The sequence below is a fragment of the Microbacterium sp. BG28 genome (assembly GCF_034044005.1).
In the GTDB taxonomy this organism is placed as follows: domain Bacteria; phylum Actinomycetota; class Actinomycetes; order Actinomycetales; family Microbacteriaceae; genus Microbacterium.
The window spans coordinates 764,882-782,971 of sequence record NZ_JAXCHA010000001.1; the positions used below are offsets into that span (position 1 = coordinate 764,882).

General features: G+C 69.3%; 17 protein-coding genes. 8 read left to right on the plus strand and 9 right to left on the minus strand.

The genetic code is table 11. The features are described 5' to 3' along the window. The first annotated feature begins 173 nt into the window (after nucleotides 1-173). Nucleotides 174-1,091: an NAD(P)-dependent oxidoreductase gene (locus SK224_RS03875; RefSeq protein WP_320433470.1), complete on the plus strand. Its 918-nt coding sequence runs from the start codon at nucleotides 174-176 to the stop codon at nucleotides 1,089-1,091. A gap of 3 nt (nucleotides 1,092-1,094) precedes the next feature. On the opposite strand, the gene SK224_RS03880 is transcribed toward SK224_RS03875, so the two are convergent. From SK224_RS03880 to SK224_RS03890, 3 genes are read right to left on the minus strand one after another with little or no spacing between them, the layout of a single operon-like run. Beyond that, a complete protein-coding gene (locus SK224_RS03880) occupies nucleotides 1,095-1,871 on the minus strand; it encodes a hypothetical protein (protein ID WP_320433471.1) in 777 nt (258 codons plus the stop codon). Between the two features lie 38 nt (nucleotides 1,872-1,909). Further along, on the minus strand, nucleotides 1,910-2,758 hold the full coding sequence (locus tag SK224_RS03885) for a hypothetical protein (protein WP_320433472.1): 849 nt from the start codon (nucleotides 2,756-2,758) through the stop codon (nucleotides 1,910-1,912). Nucleotides 2,759-2,793: 35 nt separating this feature from the next. Further along, nucleotides 2,794-3,354 carry a nucleotidyltransferase family protein gene (locus tag SK224_RS03890; RefSeq protein WP_320433473.1) on the minus strand — a complete coding sequence of 187 codons (561 nt, stop codon included), beginning with the start codon at nucleotides 3,352-3,354 and terminating at the stop codon, nucleotides 2,794-2,796. A gap of 50 nt (nucleotides 3,355-3,404) precedes the next feature. On the opposite strand from SK224_RS03890, the gene SK224_RS03895 reads away from it, so the two are divergent. After that, nucleotides 3,405-4,469 (plus strand): XdhC family protein, encoded by a 1,065-nt coding sequence (locus SK224_RS03895; RefSeq protein ID WP_320433474.1) that lies wholly within the window; start codon nucleotides 3,405-3,407, stop codon nucleotides 4,467-4,469. A gap of 122 nt (nucleotides 4,470-4,591) precedes the next feature. Further along, nucleotides 4,592-5,359, plus strand: a complete 768-nt coding sequence (locus SK224_RS03900) for a nucleoside phosphorylase (protein ID WP_243232189.1) — start codon at nucleotides 4,592-4,594, stop codon at nucleotides 5,357-5,359. A gap of 20 nt (nucleotides 5,360-5,379) precedes the next feature. Here SK224_RS03900 and SK224_RS03905 read toward each other — a convergent pair whose 3' ends face one another. The 3 genes from SK224_RS03905 to SK224_RS03915 are packed head-to-tail and all read right to left on the minus strand — an operon-like array spanning nucleotide 5,380 to nucleotide 8,060. Beyond that, the gene (locus SK224_RS03905) at nucleotides 5,380-6,081 is read right to left on the minus strand and encodes a MoaF N-terminal domain-containing protein (protein WP_320433475.1); all 702 of its coding nucleotides are present in this window, start codon (nucleotides 6,079-6,081) and stop codon (nucleotides 5,380-5,382) included. Nucleotides 6,082-6,101: 20 nt separating this feature from the next. Next, nucleotides 6,102-6,953 (minus strand): MoaF N-terminal domain-containing protein, encoded by an 852-nt coding sequence (locus SK224_RS03910; RefSeq protein WP_320433476.1) that lies wholly within the window; start codon nucleotides 6,951-6,953, stop codon nucleotides 6,102-6,104. A gap of 45 nt (nucleotides 6,954-6,998) precedes the next feature. Next, on the minus strand, nucleotides 6,999-8,060 hold the full coding sequence (locus tag SK224_RS03915) for a phosphotransferase enzyme family protein (RefSeq protein WP_320433477.1): 1,062 nt from the start codon (nucleotides 8,058-8,060) through the stop codon (nucleotides 6,999-7,001). Nucleotides 8,061-8,203: 143 nt separating this feature from the next. Between SK224_RS03915 and SK224_RS03920 the strand changes: the two genes are divergently transcribed. Further along, nucleotides 8,204-9,571 carry an aspartate aminotransferase family protein gene (locus SK224_RS03920; RefSeq protein ID WP_320433478.1) on the plus strand — a complete coding sequence of 456 codons (1,368 nt, stop codon included), beginning with the start codon at nucleotides 8,204-8,206 and terminating at the stop codon, nucleotides 9,569-9,571. A 26-nt stretch (nucleotides 9,572-9,597) separates the two neighbouring features. After that, the gene (locus tag SK224_RS03925; protein WP_320433479.1) at nucleotides 9,598-10,356 is read left to right on the plus strand and encodes a GntR family transcriptional regulator; all 759 of its coding nucleotides are present in this window, start codon (nucleotides 9,598-9,600) and stop codon (nucleotides 10,354-10,356) included. Between the two features lie 39 nt (nucleotides 10,357-10,395). Here the strand turns inward: SK224_RS03925 and SK224_RS03930 are convergent, their stop codons facing one another. From SK224_RS03930 to SK224_RS03940, 3 genes are all read right to left on the minus strand, one after another. Further along, a complete protein-coding gene (locus tag SK224_RS03930) occupies nucleotides 10,396-11,676 on the minus strand; it encodes an MFS transporter (protein ID WP_320433480.1) in 1,281 nt (426 codons plus the stop codon). 296 nt (nucleotides 11,677-11,972) lie between these two features. Beyond that, nucleotides 11,973-12,950: a zinc-binding dehydrogenase gene (locus SK224_RS03935; RefSeq protein ID WP_320433481.1), complete on the minus strand. Its 978-nt coding sequence runs from the start codon at nucleotides 12,948-12,950 to the stop codon at nucleotides 11,973-11,975. Between the two features lie 68 nt (nucleotides 12,951-13,018). Then, nucleotides 13,019-13,426 carry a DUF1304 domain-containing protein gene (locus tag SK224_RS03940; RefSeq protein ID WP_320433482.1) on the minus strand — a complete coding sequence of 136 codons (408 nt, stop codon included), beginning with the start codon at nucleotides 13,424-13,426 and terminating at the stop codon, nucleotides 13,019-13,021. 44 nt (nucleotides 13,427-13,470) lie between these two features. On the opposite strand from SK224_RS03940, the gene SK224_RS03945 reads away from it, so the two are divergent. The 3 genes from SK224_RS03945 (at nucleotide 13,471) to SK224_RS03955 (ending at nucleotide 17,973) form a co-directional block, all read left to right on the plus strand. After that, a complete protein-coding gene (locus tag SK224_RS03945) occupies nucleotides 13,471-14,091 on the plus strand; it encodes a helix-turn-helix domain-containing protein (RefSeq protein WP_320433483.1) in 621 nt (206 codons plus the stop codon). 346 nt (nucleotides 14,092-14,437) lie between these two features. After that, nucleotides 14,438-15,274, plus strand: coding sequence for an FAD binding domain-containing protein (locus tag SK224_RS03950; RefSeq protein WP_320433484.1), 837 nt, complete (start codon nucleotides 14,438-14,440; stop codon nucleotides 15,272-15,274). Then, complete coding sequence (locus SK224_RS03955) at nucleotides 15,271-17,973, plus strand: molybdopterin-dependent oxidoreductase (RefSeq protein ID WP_320433485.1); 2,703 nt, start codon at nucleotides 15,271-15,273, stop codon at nucleotides 17,971-17,973. Before SK224_RS03950 ends, SK224_RS03955 begins: the two co-directional genes overlap by 4 nt. Nucleotides 17,974-18,090: the final 117 nt, after the last annotated feature.

An 18,090-nucleotide genomic window follows, 5' to 3' on the forward strand; every position in this document is an offset into this window, starting at 1 on the left:
CCCGTGCGCAGGATAAATCCCTTCCACAGGACGATTCGCGCGGAATCGTCCTGAATGACGGAGATCTCCTGCCGAGCGGACGCGGACGCGGATGCGGACGCGGGTACGACCCGCAACGGATGTGGGAGCGCAACGCTCGGGGTGCTCATCGGCACGGTGGCTACGCTCGCAGCATGACGCCCTCCCGCCTCGTCGTGTCCGTGCCCGATCCCGCCTTCGCCGCCGAGCTGGCCGACCTCGGTGAACGCGTGGAGGTGATCGTCTGGACCATGGATGCGGCCTCCGAGACGGACCGGATCGACCTGGTCGTGCCGCCGTACATGAGCGCGCGTGACGTCGTCGCGCGGCTCGAGGGCGTCGAGACCCGCCTCGTGCAGAGCCAGTCGATCGGCTACGAGGGGACGGAGGAACTGCTGCCCCCGGGGATCGTGTTCGCCAACGCCGCGACCGTGCACGAGACCTCGACGGCAGAGCTGGCTCTCGCGCTGACGCTCGCCGTCCAGCGCCAACTCGATGTCTTCGCCCGTCAGCACGACTGGACGCGCGCTTTCGCGCAGAGCCTCGCCGACCGCCGCACCACCGTGCTCGGCTTCGGCGGCGTCGGCAAGGCGATCGCCGCGCGCCTGCGCCCCTTCGAGGTGAAGCTGCGCGCCGTCGCCACGCATGCGCGCACCGAGGACGGCGTCGAGGTGGCGGCCCTTGAGGACCTGCACGCGGTGCTCGCCGAGACCGAGGTGCTGATCCTCGCGCTCCCCGCATCCGAGCGCACCCGCGGGATCATCGGCGACGCGGAGCTGGCCGCCCTGCCGGATGGTGCGCTCGTGGTCAACGTCGGACGCGGCACGCTCATCGACACGGATGCGCTGGTCGACCACGTGCGCCGCGGCCGCATCCGCGCCGGACTCGACGTCACCGACCCCGAGCCGCTCCCGGCGGATCACCCGCTCTGGGAGCTGCCGGGCGTGCTCATCTCGCCCCACGTGGGCGGCGCATCCACCGCGATGCAGCCGCGGATGGTGGCCCTCGTGCGCCGCCAGATCGCCCACCTGCTCGCGGACGAGGAGCCCGAGAACGTGGTCATCCGCACCTGAAGCTCAGAACCCGGGAGGCAGCTCTCCCTCGTCGACGAGGATGCTGTCACCGTGGCGAGCGAAACGCACGACACCCCCGTCGGGGAAGCGCGCACGCGTCTCGTCGGGATACCGCATCCCGCCCTCGCCGGCTCGCGGCGCGCGCATGACGTAGAAGTCGATGGCGGGTTCGAGCCCCGCGCCCGTGCACGTGCCGGAGCTCGAACCTCCCGCATCAGACATCGTGGCCCTGACGATGATGCACGCGTCGGTCGCATAGACCTCCAGACCTCGGTAGGAGCCGTATGAGCGCAGGTCGTCCTGATCGAGCCCCGGGATGTCCCACTCGGTCATGGCTGGGACCTCACCCGGCTGCTCGGTGAGCCGCGCGGCGTGCTGCTGATCGTCGCGCACACCCCACGGGAGCGTCCATGCGGTGAGTCCTGCGGCGACGGCGGCCGTCAGGAGGATGCTGAGGACCCACGCCACGCGCAGACGGCGATCGAGCGTCCGCGGCGCCGGCTCCGCGGTCAACGAGACCGGAGCGATGAGCGGGATCGGCTCCGGCTCGTCCGCAGGAAGGGCCTCCGCCGCGTCGACCGGTGACGGCGCCGGTTTCGGCTCCGCTTCCAGCGCGGGTTCCTGTTCCGGCTCCGGGGTGCGTGCGGCGCTCGGGCGCCGCGGCGAGAGCGTGGCCTCGAGCTCGGCGAGCCGCGCGAGCCCCGCCTCGTCGAGATCGGCATGCGGGCCGTAGGCGCGGGCACGCAGGCGAGCGAGCTCTTCCTCGGTCGAGTCGGGCATGCTCCTCCTTTGTTCGGCCGGATCTCGGTGGACGACGCTCAGCCGCGGCTGGGCAGGGGACCCTCGTCGACGAGCACGGTGTCACCGCGAAGGGTGAAGCGGATGACGGCCCCCTCCGGGAAACGCTCCGACACCGCATCCGGTACCGGTAGTCCGCCTTCGTCGTTCGCACCGGAGAAGTAGACGTCCATGATCGGGGTGAGTTCCTCGCTGGCGCAGGTACGCCACACGGGCCGCCGGGCATCGCCCACGGATGCCTCGAGGCAGGAGTCGACCGAGTAGATGTGAAGCCCGAGGTACTCGCCGAAGTAACGCACACCGTCTTCCATCGACATCGACCCGCGCATGCGGTCGCCCGTCGCGGTGTCGGTCCGCAGTGTCAACGTCGCAGCGCGTCCCGCGCCGTCCGAGGGGCGCAGCCACGCCGCGACGAGCGCCGTGACGACCACTGCCACCACGAGACTCGCGATCCAGGCCCACCGCATCCGTCCGCTCGGCAGCCACGCGGCGATCCGCGTGGCTGAGCTCGATCGCGCGGGCGCAGCGAGTTCCTCCTCGGCGGCCTCCGACGCGGCATCGGGCAGCGGCTCGAAGACGACCTCGGGCTCGGGTGCGGGCGCGAGGTCTTCCTCACGGAGTCCGGCACGCAACCCGCGGCGCGTCGGGGCCGCGACGTCGGATGCGGGGCCCTCAGGTTCCGCCGGCGGTCCGAAGAGCGCCGCCAACGCGTCCGCGGCATCCGCCGTATGCCCAGCGTTGGGCATGGCAGCGGCCCTGCTCTCCTGGAGCGCGGCGAGCCGAGCGAGGCCTTCCGCATCGATGTCGGCGGCGGGACCGTACGCACGCGCCTGCAGACGCGCCAGCTCGTCGTCGGTGTCGTCCGGCATACGCCCATTCTGGGCCGCGGAGGCGCCAGGGCGCATCAACGGGTGTCGCGGTCCTCCCCGGACCAGAGGTCGGCGCAGTCGATCCGCTCCGCGCCGTGGGCACGCAGATAGTCCCGCGCTCCCCGATCGCCCACGACGGATGCGGCCAGCGCCGTCCAGTGGTCCCGGCCGATCACCACGGGATGCCCCGGGCGGTCGCCGTACACCGCCTGCACGAGCGAGGCGGCATCCACCGCGCCCATGACCCGCTGCACCGCGGCGGCCGGGAGATCTGGGGTGTCCACCGTGATGATCCCGAGAGCCACCGCATCCGAGGCCTGCGCGGCGGCGAGCCCGGCACGCAGCGATGCGCTCATCCCCTCCGACGGATCGGGGACGACAACGGGCTCCGCGTCGGCGGGCACGAGCGGCAGCACCTCGTCGAGGGTCGCGCTCACCGCGACGTAGATCGGCGAGCAGCCCGCATCCCGGAGCGCTCCGACGGCGAGCGCCAGCCACGAGCGTCCGTCGGCGGTGCGGGCGAGCGCCTTGGGAGAGCCGAACCGGCGCCCCTCACCCGCGGCGAGCACGAGGCCGGCGACGGATGGCTGGGGCATGATCAGGTCAGCGTATCGCGCACGAAACACGCGCTGGTTAGCGTGGGAGGATGCTCGAACTCGCCGCCGACCTGTTGCCGCTGCTGCGCGCGGGGCAGACCGTGGCGACCATCACCGTCGCGGGAGTCGCCCGCTCCGCGCCCCGCGGCGTCGGCTCGGCGATGGCCGTCACGCGCGACGCCCGGGTGATCGGCTCGATCTCGGGCGGATGCGTGGAGGGCGACGCGGTCGCGGTCGCCCTCGCATCCCTCGCCCGCGGCACCGGCGACGCGGCGCGGTTCGGGTTCACCGACGATCAGGCGTTCGCCGCGGGGCTCGCCTGCGGCGGCACGATCGACGCCGTGATCAGCGTCGTCTCCCCCGCGGACGCGGTCGCCCTCGATGCGCTCGAGCGGGCCGCGGCGGATCGCTCGGCAGCCATCGGCATCGTCGCGTCGGGGCCCGGCGCCGGCACGCTCGTGCCGCACGACCCGGTGACCGAGAGCGCCCTGCACGACGACCTGCTCGTCGTGGCCGCCCCGCGCCGCCCGCGCCTCGTGATCCTCGGCGCCGGCGAGCACGCCGCAGCCCTCAGCCGGGTGGCCGCCGCATCCGGCTTCGCCGTCGCAGTGTGCGACGTGTGGGACACCCTCGTCACCGCGGAGCGGTTCCCGGAGGCCGACGAGCGGGTGTGCGCCCTCCCCCACGAGTACCTGCAGCAGCTGCACGAGCGGGGCGAGATCGACGAGCGCACCGCGGTCTGCGTGCTCACCCACGACCTGCGCCTCGACATCCCGGCGCTGCAGACCGCGCTGGCGCTTCCCGTCGGCTTCGTGGGCGCGATGGGTGCCCGGCGCACGGTGGCCCGACGGGCGGACCTGCTGCGCGAGGCGGGCGTCGCCGAGGCCGATCTCGCCCGCCTGCACTCGCCGCTCGGGCTGGATCTGGCCGGCGTCACGCCCGCGGAGACGGCGATCGCCGTGCTGGCCGAGATCGTCGCCGCACGTCGCGGCGGGTCGGGCCTGCCCCTGCGCACCGGCACGGGTGCCCTGCACCCGCGCGCAGCCGCCTCCGCCTCGCACGTGAGCATTCTCTCGCCGAGCGAGCATGCGATCGGGTGCTCGCTCGACGAATGAGTGCGCGCTCGGCGAAGCAGGCGCGCACACGGTGCTAGCCTGACCGCGCGTCCTAACAACCATGGCGGCAGCCAGGGCGGGGACTGCGACGAACCGTTCGTCTCAGCACCCGAGGAGCAAGCATGTCTCAGCCCGTCGACAAGTCCCAGGCCGGTCTCACCGCCCGGCAGTACCACATCGGCATCGCACCGGGAGAGGTGTCGTCCGTGGCTCTCCTGCCGGGCGACCCGTTCCGCGTACCGCTGGTCGCGGAGTTCCTGACCGACGTGCGCGAGGTCGCGCACAACCGCGAGCACCGCACGATGACCGGCTGGTACAAGGGGCGCCACATCACCGCGACCTCCACCGGAATGGGCTGCCCCTCGACCGCGATCGCTGTGGAAGAGCTCGCCCGCGTCGGCGTGACCTCGTTCATCCGCGTCGGCAGCTCCGCCGGACTCCAACCGGGCATCGAACCCGGCGATCTGCTCGTGAGCGAGGGAAGCTTCCGCAACGACGGCACGACGGATGCGTACCTACCCAAGGGCTTTCCTGCCGTACCGGACCTCGCGCTCACGCTCGCTCTGCAGCGGCACTCCGAGCGGTTGGCCGCCGCATCCGGCACGCGCTCGCACAGCGGCATCAGCGTGAGCGACGACGCGTTCTACGCCGAGACGCCGGAGTGGATCGGCCAGCTGAACCGCATGGGCATCCTCAACGTCGAGATGGAGGCATCGGCGCTCTACATCGTCGCGCGGATGCGGGGACTGCGCGCCGGCATGGTGTGCGCCTGCTCAAGCAACCTCGTCGACGGCGCATCGCTGTACGACGAGAAGAACACCGCGCTCAAGGACGGGTGGATGCGCTCGATCGAAGCCGCTCTCGAGACCGCGGTCGAACTGGAGCTGTAGGCCCCGACGCGAACGAGCCGTCAGCTCGCGTCGCGGAACGTCCCGTAGCCGGAGAACAACACCCTCTCATTGAAGACCGCGGACACCGCGACGCCGCCCAGGACCACCTTGCGGAAGTCCTGAACCATGACGAGCCGGTTCAGCCCCTGCGGCAGGTCGATCCCGGGAGGGGCCGCGGTCCGGGCGACGACGACGTACAACCCCTCGGCGAGGGTGTAGTAGCGCGCTGGAAGATCGTGGACGCGGTCGTGACGCGGGCTCCAGCTCTGCCGACTCTCGTTCGCGCTCACGTAGTCGAAGCGCAGATCACGTCCGTCTCCCAGGATCCAGCTGACCGACGTTCCCGTCATGTCATCGGTGGCCTCTATCGGCGCGGCGCCGGGATCTAACGCGCCCTCGATCGCGTAGGCGGTCTCGGCGTCCGCGGCGACATCCACCTCGAGAACCCGACCGCGAACGAGGTCGACAACTGCGAACAGAGGCGCGATCTCAAAGCTGACCAGGTAGATGTCCTCGGCGACCGGCAGGCATTCGTAGACGGACACCTCGGAGTGCTCGCCGCGAGTCAGCGTGACGCGATCCGGGCCGGTGAAGTCCCACCGCATCGCGTCCCCCGCCGCCGACCGCAGATCGAGGGTCATACCGGCCAGGACGTAGCTGAGCGGGTAACGGTACTGGGCGATGCCGTAGCGGCGTCCATGGTGGGCGCGATCGATGGTCATGTCCTGGGGTCCTTTCCCGATCACGCGGTGTAGCGATTCGGCTGGGTCAGCAGAGATTCGGGGAGCTCGAGCGTGTTGCCGAACGCGCCGTAGATCATCCAGATGGGCTCGGCGACACCGTCGACCATCATGTGCCCGAAGGCGCGACCGACGTGGAAGCAGCGATCGAAGTTCTCGATGAAGAACATGCTGTCGCTGCGGAAGGGCTGATCGTCACCGAGCAGTCGTTCCACTTTCTCCTCCACGACGACGAAGACGTACATGTTCTCTTTGATTCGGATGAACGTCGCGAGCTCGTCGGTGGCGGGGATCTTGTCGAACTCCTCCTCGAAGGAGTCCTCCATCGCGGAGCCTTCCTCCCACGTGACGCGGTAGAAGTTCGTGTCCACGTACGCGTGGCGGGAGACCAGATCGGTCGACCAATGCCATTCGGCGCGGGTCCCCAGGAGATCATCGGTGTAGTAATGGCGCTTGTAGGGCAGCGCATAACCCTCCGTTCGGATCGCACCGAAATCGAAGTGGTTCCTCTGCAGCAGCGGATGCCGCGGATTCTCCCCGACGGTCGACACGTGTCGCGTGACCAGACGCTGTTCGAGATCGATCACATAGCTGTGCGATGCCAGCATCGGCTCCTCCACGCGAAAGGTGACGAGGTAGGTCTGCTCATCCGCCTTCATCGCGTCGTACTCGACCGCGCGCGCTTCCTCGCCGTGCGCGTTCCACTCGAGCGTGCGGCGGCCGGTGAAGCGCAGTTCGTAGTCGATGCCGCCGTCCATGACCAGGAAGAATGACTCGCCAACGAGCTCGTAGCACGGCGGCTTCGCGAACTGGACGAGCGGATTGGGGTCGCGTTCAAGGTCTCTGAGATTCATGGAAGGTCCTCGAGTGTTCGGATGGTTCTGCGGAGAACGGCGTCTTCAGCCGCGAGTGAGCCAGCTGCGATCGACGAGGAACCGTTCGGCGACCTCGACGGTGCCCGGCAGGTTCTCCTCCCACAGGGCGGGCGGGAGCGCATCGGAGCGGTGCGTGGTCGCCCAGCCGAGCATGGTGAGTCGACGAAGCATCGAGAACGCGCCCGCCCCACGCAGATCGGCGGATGAGAGGGGCATCAGTTGCCGATACCCCTCGATCCAGCTCGATGCCATACGCAGAGCTTCGGGACGGTGCTCATAGAACGTGATCGCCGCAGCGAAGTCGTACAGGTAATAGCCATACCCGCAGTCATCGAAGTCGATGATCGTCAGCGGGTCGCTCACGTCCTCCGTCACCATGACGTTCGACGGGCGCAGATCCCCGTGGATCAGCCCGAAGTGGACCGGTGACCGATCGATCCGCAGCTCATCGAGAGTCGCGCGTGCCGCCGCTTCCGCACGCTCGAGTGTGCGTGTCTGCGTCGCCGACAAGGCTGCTCCCCGCCAGTCGCCCCATCGGGCGGCGGTTCCCACCATGTCGGGAACGTCCCAAGAGAACCGGGCGAAGCTGCCGCTCGGCCGCCAGTTCCGCGCGTGTGCGTGCAACAGTGCGGTGAGCCGACCGATCTCGCCGTAGCGAGCCGCCACTCTCGCGACCGGCTCGTCCTCAAGCATGTGTCCGGTGACGTAATCGAACGCCACGGCCGACCAGAGAGCTCCTGCCTCATCGTGCAGGAACTGAACGAAGTCCCCGTCGACTCCGCGTCGCGGTTCGGGTGTGGGGATGGCGGCGTCTCTCCTGAGTGCCTCCACCCAGACGAGTTCACTGCGGATGTGGTCAGGTCCCGCCGCGTACCCCGGTCGACCCAACCGGACGACCATCAACGCGACGCCACCGAGTTCTACCCTGAAAGTCACGTTCTCTGAGAGCACGATGAGCGTCACGACCGCGGCGGGCTCGATCCCCCAGGCGTGGACGATGCCGGATCGCACCCAATCTGGCGCGACGTCGCCGCGCGCGACGCCGTCGAAGAGATCAAGGGCGGGAGGGGGTTCCACAGCTGGCATGGCATCGAAATTACGGGCCGGAATCGGGTGGAACGGAAGGTCCGGGTCATCCGTTACGCGCCATTTATGCGACGCCGCGATCCTGTAACGCGTCCGAAACACGGCCCCTCCTCCGAAGCACAGGTCCGGCGGACGATAGAGGGGTGATACATGACAACGCCGCAGCCGCCACCGGAAACGCCAGCATCCTCGAGGGAAACAGCTTCAAAGCCGCAGATGCGGCCGATCTCCCCGAACGCGAGCGCTCGCTCGTCGCTCGCCGCGACGAGCGACTGGGATCGGCATACCGGCTCTTCTACAAGAAGCCGGTCGAACTCGTGCGGGGGCGCGGAGCCCACGTGTGGGATGCGGCGGGGGATGAGTACCTCGACCTCTACAACAACGTGCCGACGCTCGGGCACGCGCATCCCGCTGTCGTCGAGGCGGTCTCCCGGCAGATGTCGACTCTGAACACCCATACCCGCTACCTCCACACCGCGATCCTCGATTACTCGGACGATCTCTGCGCAACGCTGCCGGGCGATGACTACCAGACGATGTTCGTCTGCACCGGTTCCGAGGCGAATGACCTGGCTCTGCGGGTCGGTCGGACCTTCACCGGCGGACGGGCCTGGATAGCGACGAGCGAGGCCTACCATGGGAACACGGCACTGGTCACCGCACACTCGCCTTCACTCGCGGGTGCCGAACCGATGGACCCGACGCTGCGTGTGATCGACCCCCCGGACACCTACCGTCACGGCTCCTCGGAGCAAGCAGGCGCCGCATTCCTCGCACAGGTGCAACGCGCCATCCAAGACATCGAGAGCTCTGGCGATGGCTTCGCCGGCATCATCGCCGATTCTTCGTTCTCCTCGGATGGTGTCTTCACCGGCGAGAGGGGGATGATCACCGCCGCCATCGATCTCGTCCACGAACACGGCGGAGTCTTCATCGCCGACGAGGTGCAGCCGGGCTTCGCCCGTACGGGTGAGTCCTTCTGGGGGTTCGCGCGTCACGGAGTGATCCCGGACATCGTCACGACGGGAAAGCCCATGGGCAACGGCTTCCCTGTAGCTGGCATGATCGCCCGCCGCCACGTGCTCGATCCGTTCAGCTCCACGCGCCCCTACTTCAACACCTTCGGCGGCAGCCCCGTGGCGATCGCAGCGGCACAAGCGGTGCTCGACACGATCCGCGCCGAGGGGCTGCAGCAGCACGCCCTCGAGGTGGGGAGCGCGTTCCGGGCGGCGTTGACCGAACTCGCATCCGCACACCCCGCCATCGGCGATGTGCGCGGATCCGGCCTCTACACGGCTCTGGAGCTCGTCACTGACGCCGACACCAAGACCCCTGCCACGGCGCTGGGCCTCGCCGTCATCGAGGGACTCCGGCGACGCGGCGTCCTCACGAGCGTGTGCGGTCCGGGCAACAATATCCTCAAGCTGCGTCCCCCGCTCGCGTTCGCCGCCGGCGACATCCCGAGAGCGGTCGACGCGTTGGACTCGGTTCTCTCCGAGGCAGCGCGCTGATTCGAGGCAGGACACCGAAAGGCCCCATGAACACTCCGGACGACTCTCTCGTCGATCGCATCTCGCGCTTCATCGAGGTCCAGGGGTTCGGCGCGGGTGAGCGTATCGGGGCGGAGAGAGCGCTCGCCGAGCAGTTCGAGGTCTCGAGATCGGAGCTACGCGCCGCCCTCGAGGTCCTTGAGCGGCACCACCGCATCCGCCGGACGATCGGCAGGAGCGGAGGGGTCTTCTGCTGGGACGGCAAGATCGAACGGCACCTGAACACGATCGAGGGCGTGCCCGACATGCTGCGTCAGCAGGGCTTCCGCGTCACGACGACCGTGCTGCATTCGGGCATCGCGGTCGCCACGCCAGTAGAGTGCCGCGCCCTCCGGATCGAGGCGGGTGAACCGGTGTTCCGTCTGCTGCGGCGCCGCGACGCCGACGATGCGCCCCTCTCACTGGACTCGATGACCCTCCCCATCCGGATGCTGCCGGGATTCCAGAACATCACGCACACCCAGAGCGTCTATCGCACGCTCCTCGAGGACTACGAGATCGAAGCCTCCGAAGCGAACGAGACGATCGACATCAGCCCGGCCACTCCCGAGCAGGCGGAGGTCCTCGGGATCACCACGGGCGACCCGCTTCTGGACATTCGGCGCGTCACCTACTCGCAGCATGGTGTCCCGTTCGAGTTCGCCCACGACTACTTCGTCGCTGCACGCACCCGGATCACGCTGAGCCGTCACGGCGCCCGTTGGAAGCGAGCCGCAGAACCGACGCGTCGGCTTCCCCGTGGCTGACGGCGCCCGCCGAAAGCGGACGCCGTCAGCCACGGAGACTCAGGACACCGGATCGGCGGCGTCCGACACCCCAGCCTTCGAGAGCTTGGCGACCAAGAGGGATCCGAGCGAGAGGACCGTGCCCATCGAGGTGATCAACAGCAGCACCGGGAAGATCTCGACGATCTGGCCGGCCGGATCCAAGCCGAACGCTCCTTGGAGAAAGCTCACCAGGTACGTCGTCGCGAAGCCCCCGAGATTGATCGCCGCCCAGGAGATGGAGAGACCGACCGCAACCTTGGACGGTGCGACGATCGTTGTGGCGCGAACGGTGCAATAGACGAAACCGAGTCCGTAGGAGACACCGATCATCACGCATCCGGCCGTCACCAGGGCGACGTTCGCCGTCCCGAGGAGCAACAGGGAGACGGTCATCAGCCCGAAGGAGATGGCTGGCGTCACCCGACCGACGAAGCGGAAGAGCACCCCGAAGACGGCGCACCCGACGGCGGAGCCGATCGTGGTCGCAGAGGACAGGAGACCCGACGCGGACTCGTCGCCCAAGCCGTTCTGCAGCACCATCAGCGAGATGAAGTACACGGGAACCATGTAGACAAGGCTCAGCGCGAATCCAGCGAGGCTCAGCGAGGCCATGGGGAGCAGGGGGATACGGTCGGCGCTGGTCGTCGTTCCCGCTGCCTGCGCTTTCTCGGTGTCGGTCGGCGTCTTCGGGAGGAAGACGAATGCCAGCACGAAGATGACGGCCGAGAACGCGTACAGCCAGTAGACGGAGGTCCACGAGCTCACATTGGCGGCGACGAAGCCCGCCACCGCACTCAGCAACGCGCCCACGATCGAGCCGAGCGAGTTGTACCAGCCGAGCATCGTGCCGCGCTTCTTCTCGTCCGGGTACGCCTCCGACAGGAGAGCAGGGGCTGCGACGACGACGAGCCCGCATCCGACGCCCGCCAGGGTCGCCATGATCGCGACGTACGTCACATCGAGGATCGCGACCTGGAACGTCGAGGCCAACGTGAACACCGCTATCCCCACGAGCATCAAGGTGCGCTTGCGCACCCGTCGCATGAGCCGGGCGCCGACGAGATTCGCAAGGATGGCGATGAGCAGCCCGCCTGAAACGATGTAGTTCACGACGCCGAGATCATCCGCGAAGACGATGTAGAAGTTGTAGATGACGGGAATGACGATCATGGCCGAGAAGAGGACATATGTCGTCGCGAAGATGGTGACGAGGAATCCGATCCACCTCGCCCGGTTCATCGACTGGAAGATTCCGATCGTTTCGGTCAGCTCTTGCGGCCTGACGGCTGCTTCGGCCATGTGATTCTCCTTCGGGAAGACGCCCGCTCGGGCGACCAGGACGGGGCTGGGGACCGATCACGCAGTCAGAGAAACGGTCTGCGGGTCGGTACGTCTCGGAATCTATGCCGGAGCCCGCCTCGTCACACCCCGAACGCCATCGCCGTAACTCGCCATTTATGGTGGCCTCGACTCTTGTAACGCAGGAGAAACACGGACCTGCCGCCCACGCGCGAACGAGCACCCGTCCGCCGAGTGAGCACCCCATCGGATGCTCGCCCGGCGAACGGGTGCTCGCTCGGTGAGAGGACGCGCGGTCAGGGCTTGAGCAGCACCTTGCCGATGCGGCCGGGCTCGAAGTTGGCGCGGGCCGCATCCGAGATCTCGTCGAAGCTGAAGGTGTGCGACGCCGGGAGGGTGAGAACGCCCTCGCCGATGCGGGTCACGAGCTCGCGCAGCAGCTCGCCGCGGCGCGCGGGCGCCATCGCCGAGCTGACCTTGCTGCCCCAGAAACCCTTGACCGTGGCCTGCTTGAAGATCACGTCGCCCGAGGCGATCTCCATGATCGGCGAGGCCATCGCACCGAACGCGACCAGCGTGCCGTTCTCGGCCAGCAGCGAGAGCACCTCGCCGGATGCGGCACCGCCGACAGAGTCCACTCCGGCGACGATCGAGGCGCCACCGGTGATCTCGGCGACGCGCTCGCGCCAGTTCTCGCCCTCGGTGGAGACGACGTTGCCGATGCCGAGGCCCTCGAGCTCCGCCACGCCCGCGTCACGGCGGACGAGTCCGAGCACGTTCAGGCCGCGGGCCACCGCGAGCTGAGCGACGAGGCGACCGACGGCGCCGTTCGCCGCGTTCTGCACGAGCCAATCGCCGCGCTCGAGCTCGAGGAACTCGATGAGGCTCAGGGCGCTGAAGGGCATGGAGACGAGCTGGGAGGCGGTGACGTCGTCCATCGCGTCGGGCACCGGGATCATCGCGGCCGCGTGGCCGATGAAGTACTCGGCCCACACGCCGAAGGTGCCGCCGGTGGCGACGCGCTGACCCACGCTCAGGTTCTCGACGCCCTCACCGACCGCATCCACGACGCCGACGGCCTCGGTCCCGGCGCGCGCTGGAAGCTCGGGCTTGAAGCCGTAGGTGCCGCGCACGGTCCACAGGTCGTGGTTGTGGATGGGCGAGAGCAGCGTCCGCACGCGGACCTGTCCTGCGCCGGGCTCGGGGAGCGGAGCATCCTCGACGTGAAGGACCTCGGCGGGATCGCCGAAGGCGGAGTGCACGATGGCGCGCATGTTGTTCCTCTTTCTCGTGGGGTGAGGGAAGCGGGGGCATCGGGTGGATGTCCCCGGGGTCGTTGCGGTCAGGCGGCCAGGTTCGACTGCAGCAGCAGGCCGATCGTCGTCGCGATGACGGCGAGCAGCGGCAGCGTGCCCTGCGTGATCGCGGCGCGGGCCTTGGTGCGATCCGAGAGCAGCAGCACCAGGGCCGCCGCCAGCATCGAGCCGGTGCCGGTCAGCACGAGCGCCCCGCCCACAGCCGTCGCTCCCGCCGCGACGCCGACGATGCCGACGAAGACCGCGAGGGCGAGGAACAGGTTGTAGAAGCCCTGGTTGTACGCCATCGGCTTCGTCATCTGCACCTGCTCGTCGCTGCCCAGACCGAAAGTCTGACGGGTGCGGGGACGATCCCACGCGAACGATTCCATCCAGAAGATGTAGACGTGCAGCACGGCCGCGAGGCCCGCGAGCACGAGTCCGACGATGAGCATGGAATCCTCCTGTTATTGCAACGGTCGTTTCAATATATACTGCAATGGACGTTCTAGTAAAGGCGGTGGTCGGAATGGGTCGCACTCGCACCTTCGACGAAGACGCGGTCGTACGCGCGGCGCGCGACGTGTTCTGGCAGCACGGTTACGCCGAGGCATCCGTTCCGGACCTCGAGGCGGCCACCGGGCTCGGCCGCTCGAGCCTGTACCACTCGTTCGGCAGCAAGCGTGAGCTGTTCGACGCGGCGATCGAGAGCTACCTCGACGAGGTGATCCGGCCACGACTCGCCCCTCTCCTGGGACCCGACGTGAGCGCCGATGCGCTCGAGACCTACCTCACCGGTCTTGCCGCCGCACTGCAAGCCCCTCGGACACATCTGGCCGAACACGGCTGCCTCCTGATGAACACCGTGCGCGGCACCCTCGCCGACGACGAGCACGTCAAGCGGGCAGTCGGCCAGTACCGCAACGAATTGACGACGGCCTTCGCCGCCGGCGTCGCCGCCCGACGCCCCGATCTGGATGCGGAGGACCACGCCGTACTCACCCGCTCGTGCACCGCGCACGTGCTCTCGGCCATGGCCATCGTGCGCGCTCAGCCCGCCGCGGCGGCGGACCTCGTGGACAATGCCCGCATCCTGGTCGCGGGGTGGACACCGCGCTGACCGGGTGACCACCGTCCGCACCGCCACGGTGCCCGAACTCCTGCATAACCGGCCGGGCGGAGCCTGCGGCGGTGTCGACATACGGCTCTGCAGGAGTTGCGTCGCCGGGACGGGGCGGATGCGGCCCGCGCCCGCACGGCTCCTGCGACATCCGCGTGCGCGAACTCCTGCAGAACCGCCGCTTCACGGCCAGGCAGAGTACGGCACGACGGTTTTGCAGGAGTTGTGCTCGCGTCCGGGCGTAGCCTGCTCGCCGGGGACCGCGGGCTCACGCCCGCGAAACACCCACGAAACGCCGCCCTGGTTCACTGAGGGCTGTTCATGTGACCAACATCCCGAGGCAGCCGTGGACATCACGACCATCACGAGTTTCCGCCCGGCGCGAAGCCGGTCCGACCTGCGCCTGAACGAGGGCGAGGTCTTCATCGCCGGCGGCACCTGGCTCATGAGCGAGCCCCTGCCGGGCACGACGGGCTTCGTCGATCTCACGACCCTCGACTGGCCCGAGATCGAGCTCACCGACGACGGCCTGCGGGTCGGGGCGACCTGCACGATCGCCCGTTTCCTCGCCTGGTCCGAGGGGCGCGCGGCCGACCTGCCGCCGGTGCCCTCCGAGTGGACCGCCGCGCACCTGGTCGCGGATGCGGCGCACGCCCTCCTCGCCTCGTTCAAGATCTGGAACACCGCCACCGTCGGCGGCAACGTGTGCCGCTCGTTCGCCGCGGGCGCCATGATCTCGCTCGCCGCGGCCCTGGACGCGACGGCCGTCATCTGGACGGCGGACGGCGGCGAGCGCCGCATGCCCGTGGCCGAGGTGCCCACCGGCAACGGCACCAACGTGCTGGCCCGCGATGAAATCCTGCGCGCGCTCGAGTTCCCCGCATCCGCGCTGCGCTCCACCGTGCGCCTGCGCAAGATCGCCCTCGCCGAGCTGGGCCGCTCCGGGGCGGTGGTCACCGGCCGCGTCGACGAGGACGGCACGAGCGTGTTCACCCTCACCGCCGCGACCGCGGTCCCCACCGTGCTGCGCTTCGCCGAGCTTCCGGATGCGGCGACCCTCGCCGCATCCGTCGGTTCCGTGTCGGGGTACTACACCGATCCCCTCGGGTCTGCGGACTGGCGGCGCGGAGTGAGCATCGAGTTCGCGGAGCGGATCCGGGCCGAGCTGGAGGAGGCCGCATGAGGTTCGAGGTCAACGGCACCGGCGTCGAGGCCGAGCCTGCGCCCGGTCAGTGCCTGCGCACGCTTCTGCGCGAGCACGGACACACCGAGGTCAAGAAGGGGTGCGACGCCGGCGACTGCGGCGCGTGCTCGGTTCTGCTGGACGGCGAGCCCGTGCACTCCTGCATCATCCCGGCCGTGCGGGTGGAGGGCCGCTCGGTCACGACCGCCGCGGGCCTCGCCCCGGGCGAGGAGCTGCACCCCGTGCAGGAGGCGATCGCCGAGAACTTCGGGTTCCAGTGCGGATTCTGCACGCCCGGAATGAGCGTGACCGCATCCACCGTCTGCGAGCACGATCTCGACGACCTCGACCGCAAGATGAAGGGCAACCTGTGCCGCTGCACCGGGTATCGCCCCATCCGCGAGGCCATCCGCTCGTCGGTGCTGGGCCCCGTGCGCGAGACCGGACCCGCGCCCACCGGCGCCGTCGGGACCTCGCTCGTCCCGCCCGCCGCGCGCCGGATCGTGCAGGGGCTCGAGCCCTACACCTTCGATGAGCCCGTCGTCGGCACCCTCGTGCTGCGTGTGCTGTCGTCGCCGCACGCGCACGCCCGCATCCGCTCGATCGACACGACCGCCGCGCGCGCGATCGCGGGTGTCGTGGCCGTCTACACGCACGAGGACGTACCCGACGTCCTGTACTCGACCGGCCGGCACGAGCACCGCACGGACGACCCCGACGACACCCGCATGCTCGACTCGGTGGTGCGCCACGTGGGTCAGCGGGTCGCTGCCGTCGTGGCGGAGACGACTGCGGCGGCGGATGCGGCCTGCCGCGCCATCCGGGTGGACTACGAGGTGCTGCCCGCCGTCTTCGACCCGGAGGCCGCCCGCACCCCGGGTGCGCCGCTGCTGCATCCCGACCGCACGCCGCAGGACCGCGTCGAACACGCCGATCGCAACACGGTGCTCTCACTGCAGGAGAATCACGGCGGTGACGTCGAGGAAGCGCTGGCCGCGAGCGAGGTCACCGTCACGGGAACCTGGCAGACCGGTCGTGTGACGCACGCACAGCTCGAGACGCACGGCTCGATCGGGTGGATCGACGACGACGGGCGGCTCGTCATCCGCTCCAGCACCCAGGTGCCGTTCCTCGTGCGCGACGAGATCGCGCGGATCTTCGGTCGGGACCCCGCCGAGGTGCGGGTCTTCGCTGCGCGCGTCGGTGGCGGCTTCGGCGGCAAGCAGGAGATCTTCACGGAGGACCTCGTGGCCCTCGCGGTGCTCGACACCGGCCGCCCGGTCTCGTACGAGTTCTCGCGTACCGACGAGTTCCAGCGCGCCGCGTTGCGTCATCCGATGCGCGTCGCCGTGACGCTCGGCGCGACCCGCGACGGCGTGCTGACCGCGATGAAGCTCGACCTGCTGAGCGACACCGGCGCCTACGGCAACCACTCGCGGGGCGTGCTGTTCCACGCGTGCGCCGACGCGATGACGGTGTACCGCTCGCCGGTGCGTGACATCCATGCGGAGGTCGTCTACACGAACAACGTCCCCTCCGGCGCCTTCCGCGGCTACGGGCTCGGCCAGGTGATCCTGGGGGTCGAGTCGGCGATGGACGAGCTCGCCCTCACCCTCGGCATGGACCCGTTCGAGCTCCGGCGACGCAACGTCATCCGTCCGGGCGACGAGCTGCACGAACCCGACCTGCGCTGGGGCTCGTACGGCCTCGACCAGTGCCTGGATCTGGCAGAGACCGCGCTGCGGCGCGGCAACGGCGTCGAAGCGCCGGAAGGCTGGGCGGTCGGCGAGGGCATGGCGGTCGCGATGATCGCCACGATGGCCCCGTTCGGCCACATCTCCCACACCACCGCCACCCTGCGCCCCGACGGCACCTACGCACTGCGCGCCGGCACGAGCGAGTTCGGCAACGGCACCACGGTGGTGCTGCGCCAGATCGCCGCATCCGTCTTCGGCGTCGGCGTCGACCGGCTCGACCTCAAGACCGCTGACACGGACCTCGTCAGCCACGACACGGGCGCGTTCGCTTCGGCCGGTGTGACGGTGGCCGGCAAAGCGCTCTACGCGGCGTGCCTCGCCCTCGAGCAGCGGGTGCTGCATATCGCCCGCGAGCTCGTCCCGGATGCGGAACCCGAACTCACCCCCGACGGCGTGCGCGCCGGTGACCGGCTGCTCTCCTTCGCGGAGATCGTGACGGCCGCATCCGACGCGACGCCGGACGGCCTCACGGCCACGGGCGCGGAACTCGGCGAGGTGCGCTCTCTCGCGTTCAACGTGCACGCCGTACGCGTGGCCGTCGACCCCTCGACCGGCATCGTCCGCATCCTCCAGTCCATCCAGTCCGCGGATGCGGGCACGGTCCTCAACCCCGCGCAGTGCCGGGGCCAGGTCGAGGGCGGTGCGGCGCAGGGCATCGGCAGCGCGCTCTACGAAGAAGTGCTGATCGACGAGGACGGCCGCGTGGAGAACCCGGTGTTCCGCACCTACCGGGTGCCCCAGTTCGCCGACATCGTCGACACCGAGGTGTACTTCGCCGAAACCCGTGATGACCTCGGTCCGTTCGGCGCGAAGTCGATGAGCGAGTCGCCCTACAACCCGGTCGCCCCGGCGATCGGCAACGCCATCGCCCGCGCATTGGGCGTGCGCCCGTACCAGCAGCCGTTCACCCGCGAGCGCGTCTGGCGCCTCGCACAGCGGTGAGCAGCATCCCGCTTCGAGGACCCCGGAACGCGCGCCCGGCGCGCGGCATCCCTTGTTCGAGGGACCCGGAACGCTGTCCCACGCCCCGGAAGCACGACGATTCGCGTCCCTCGAACA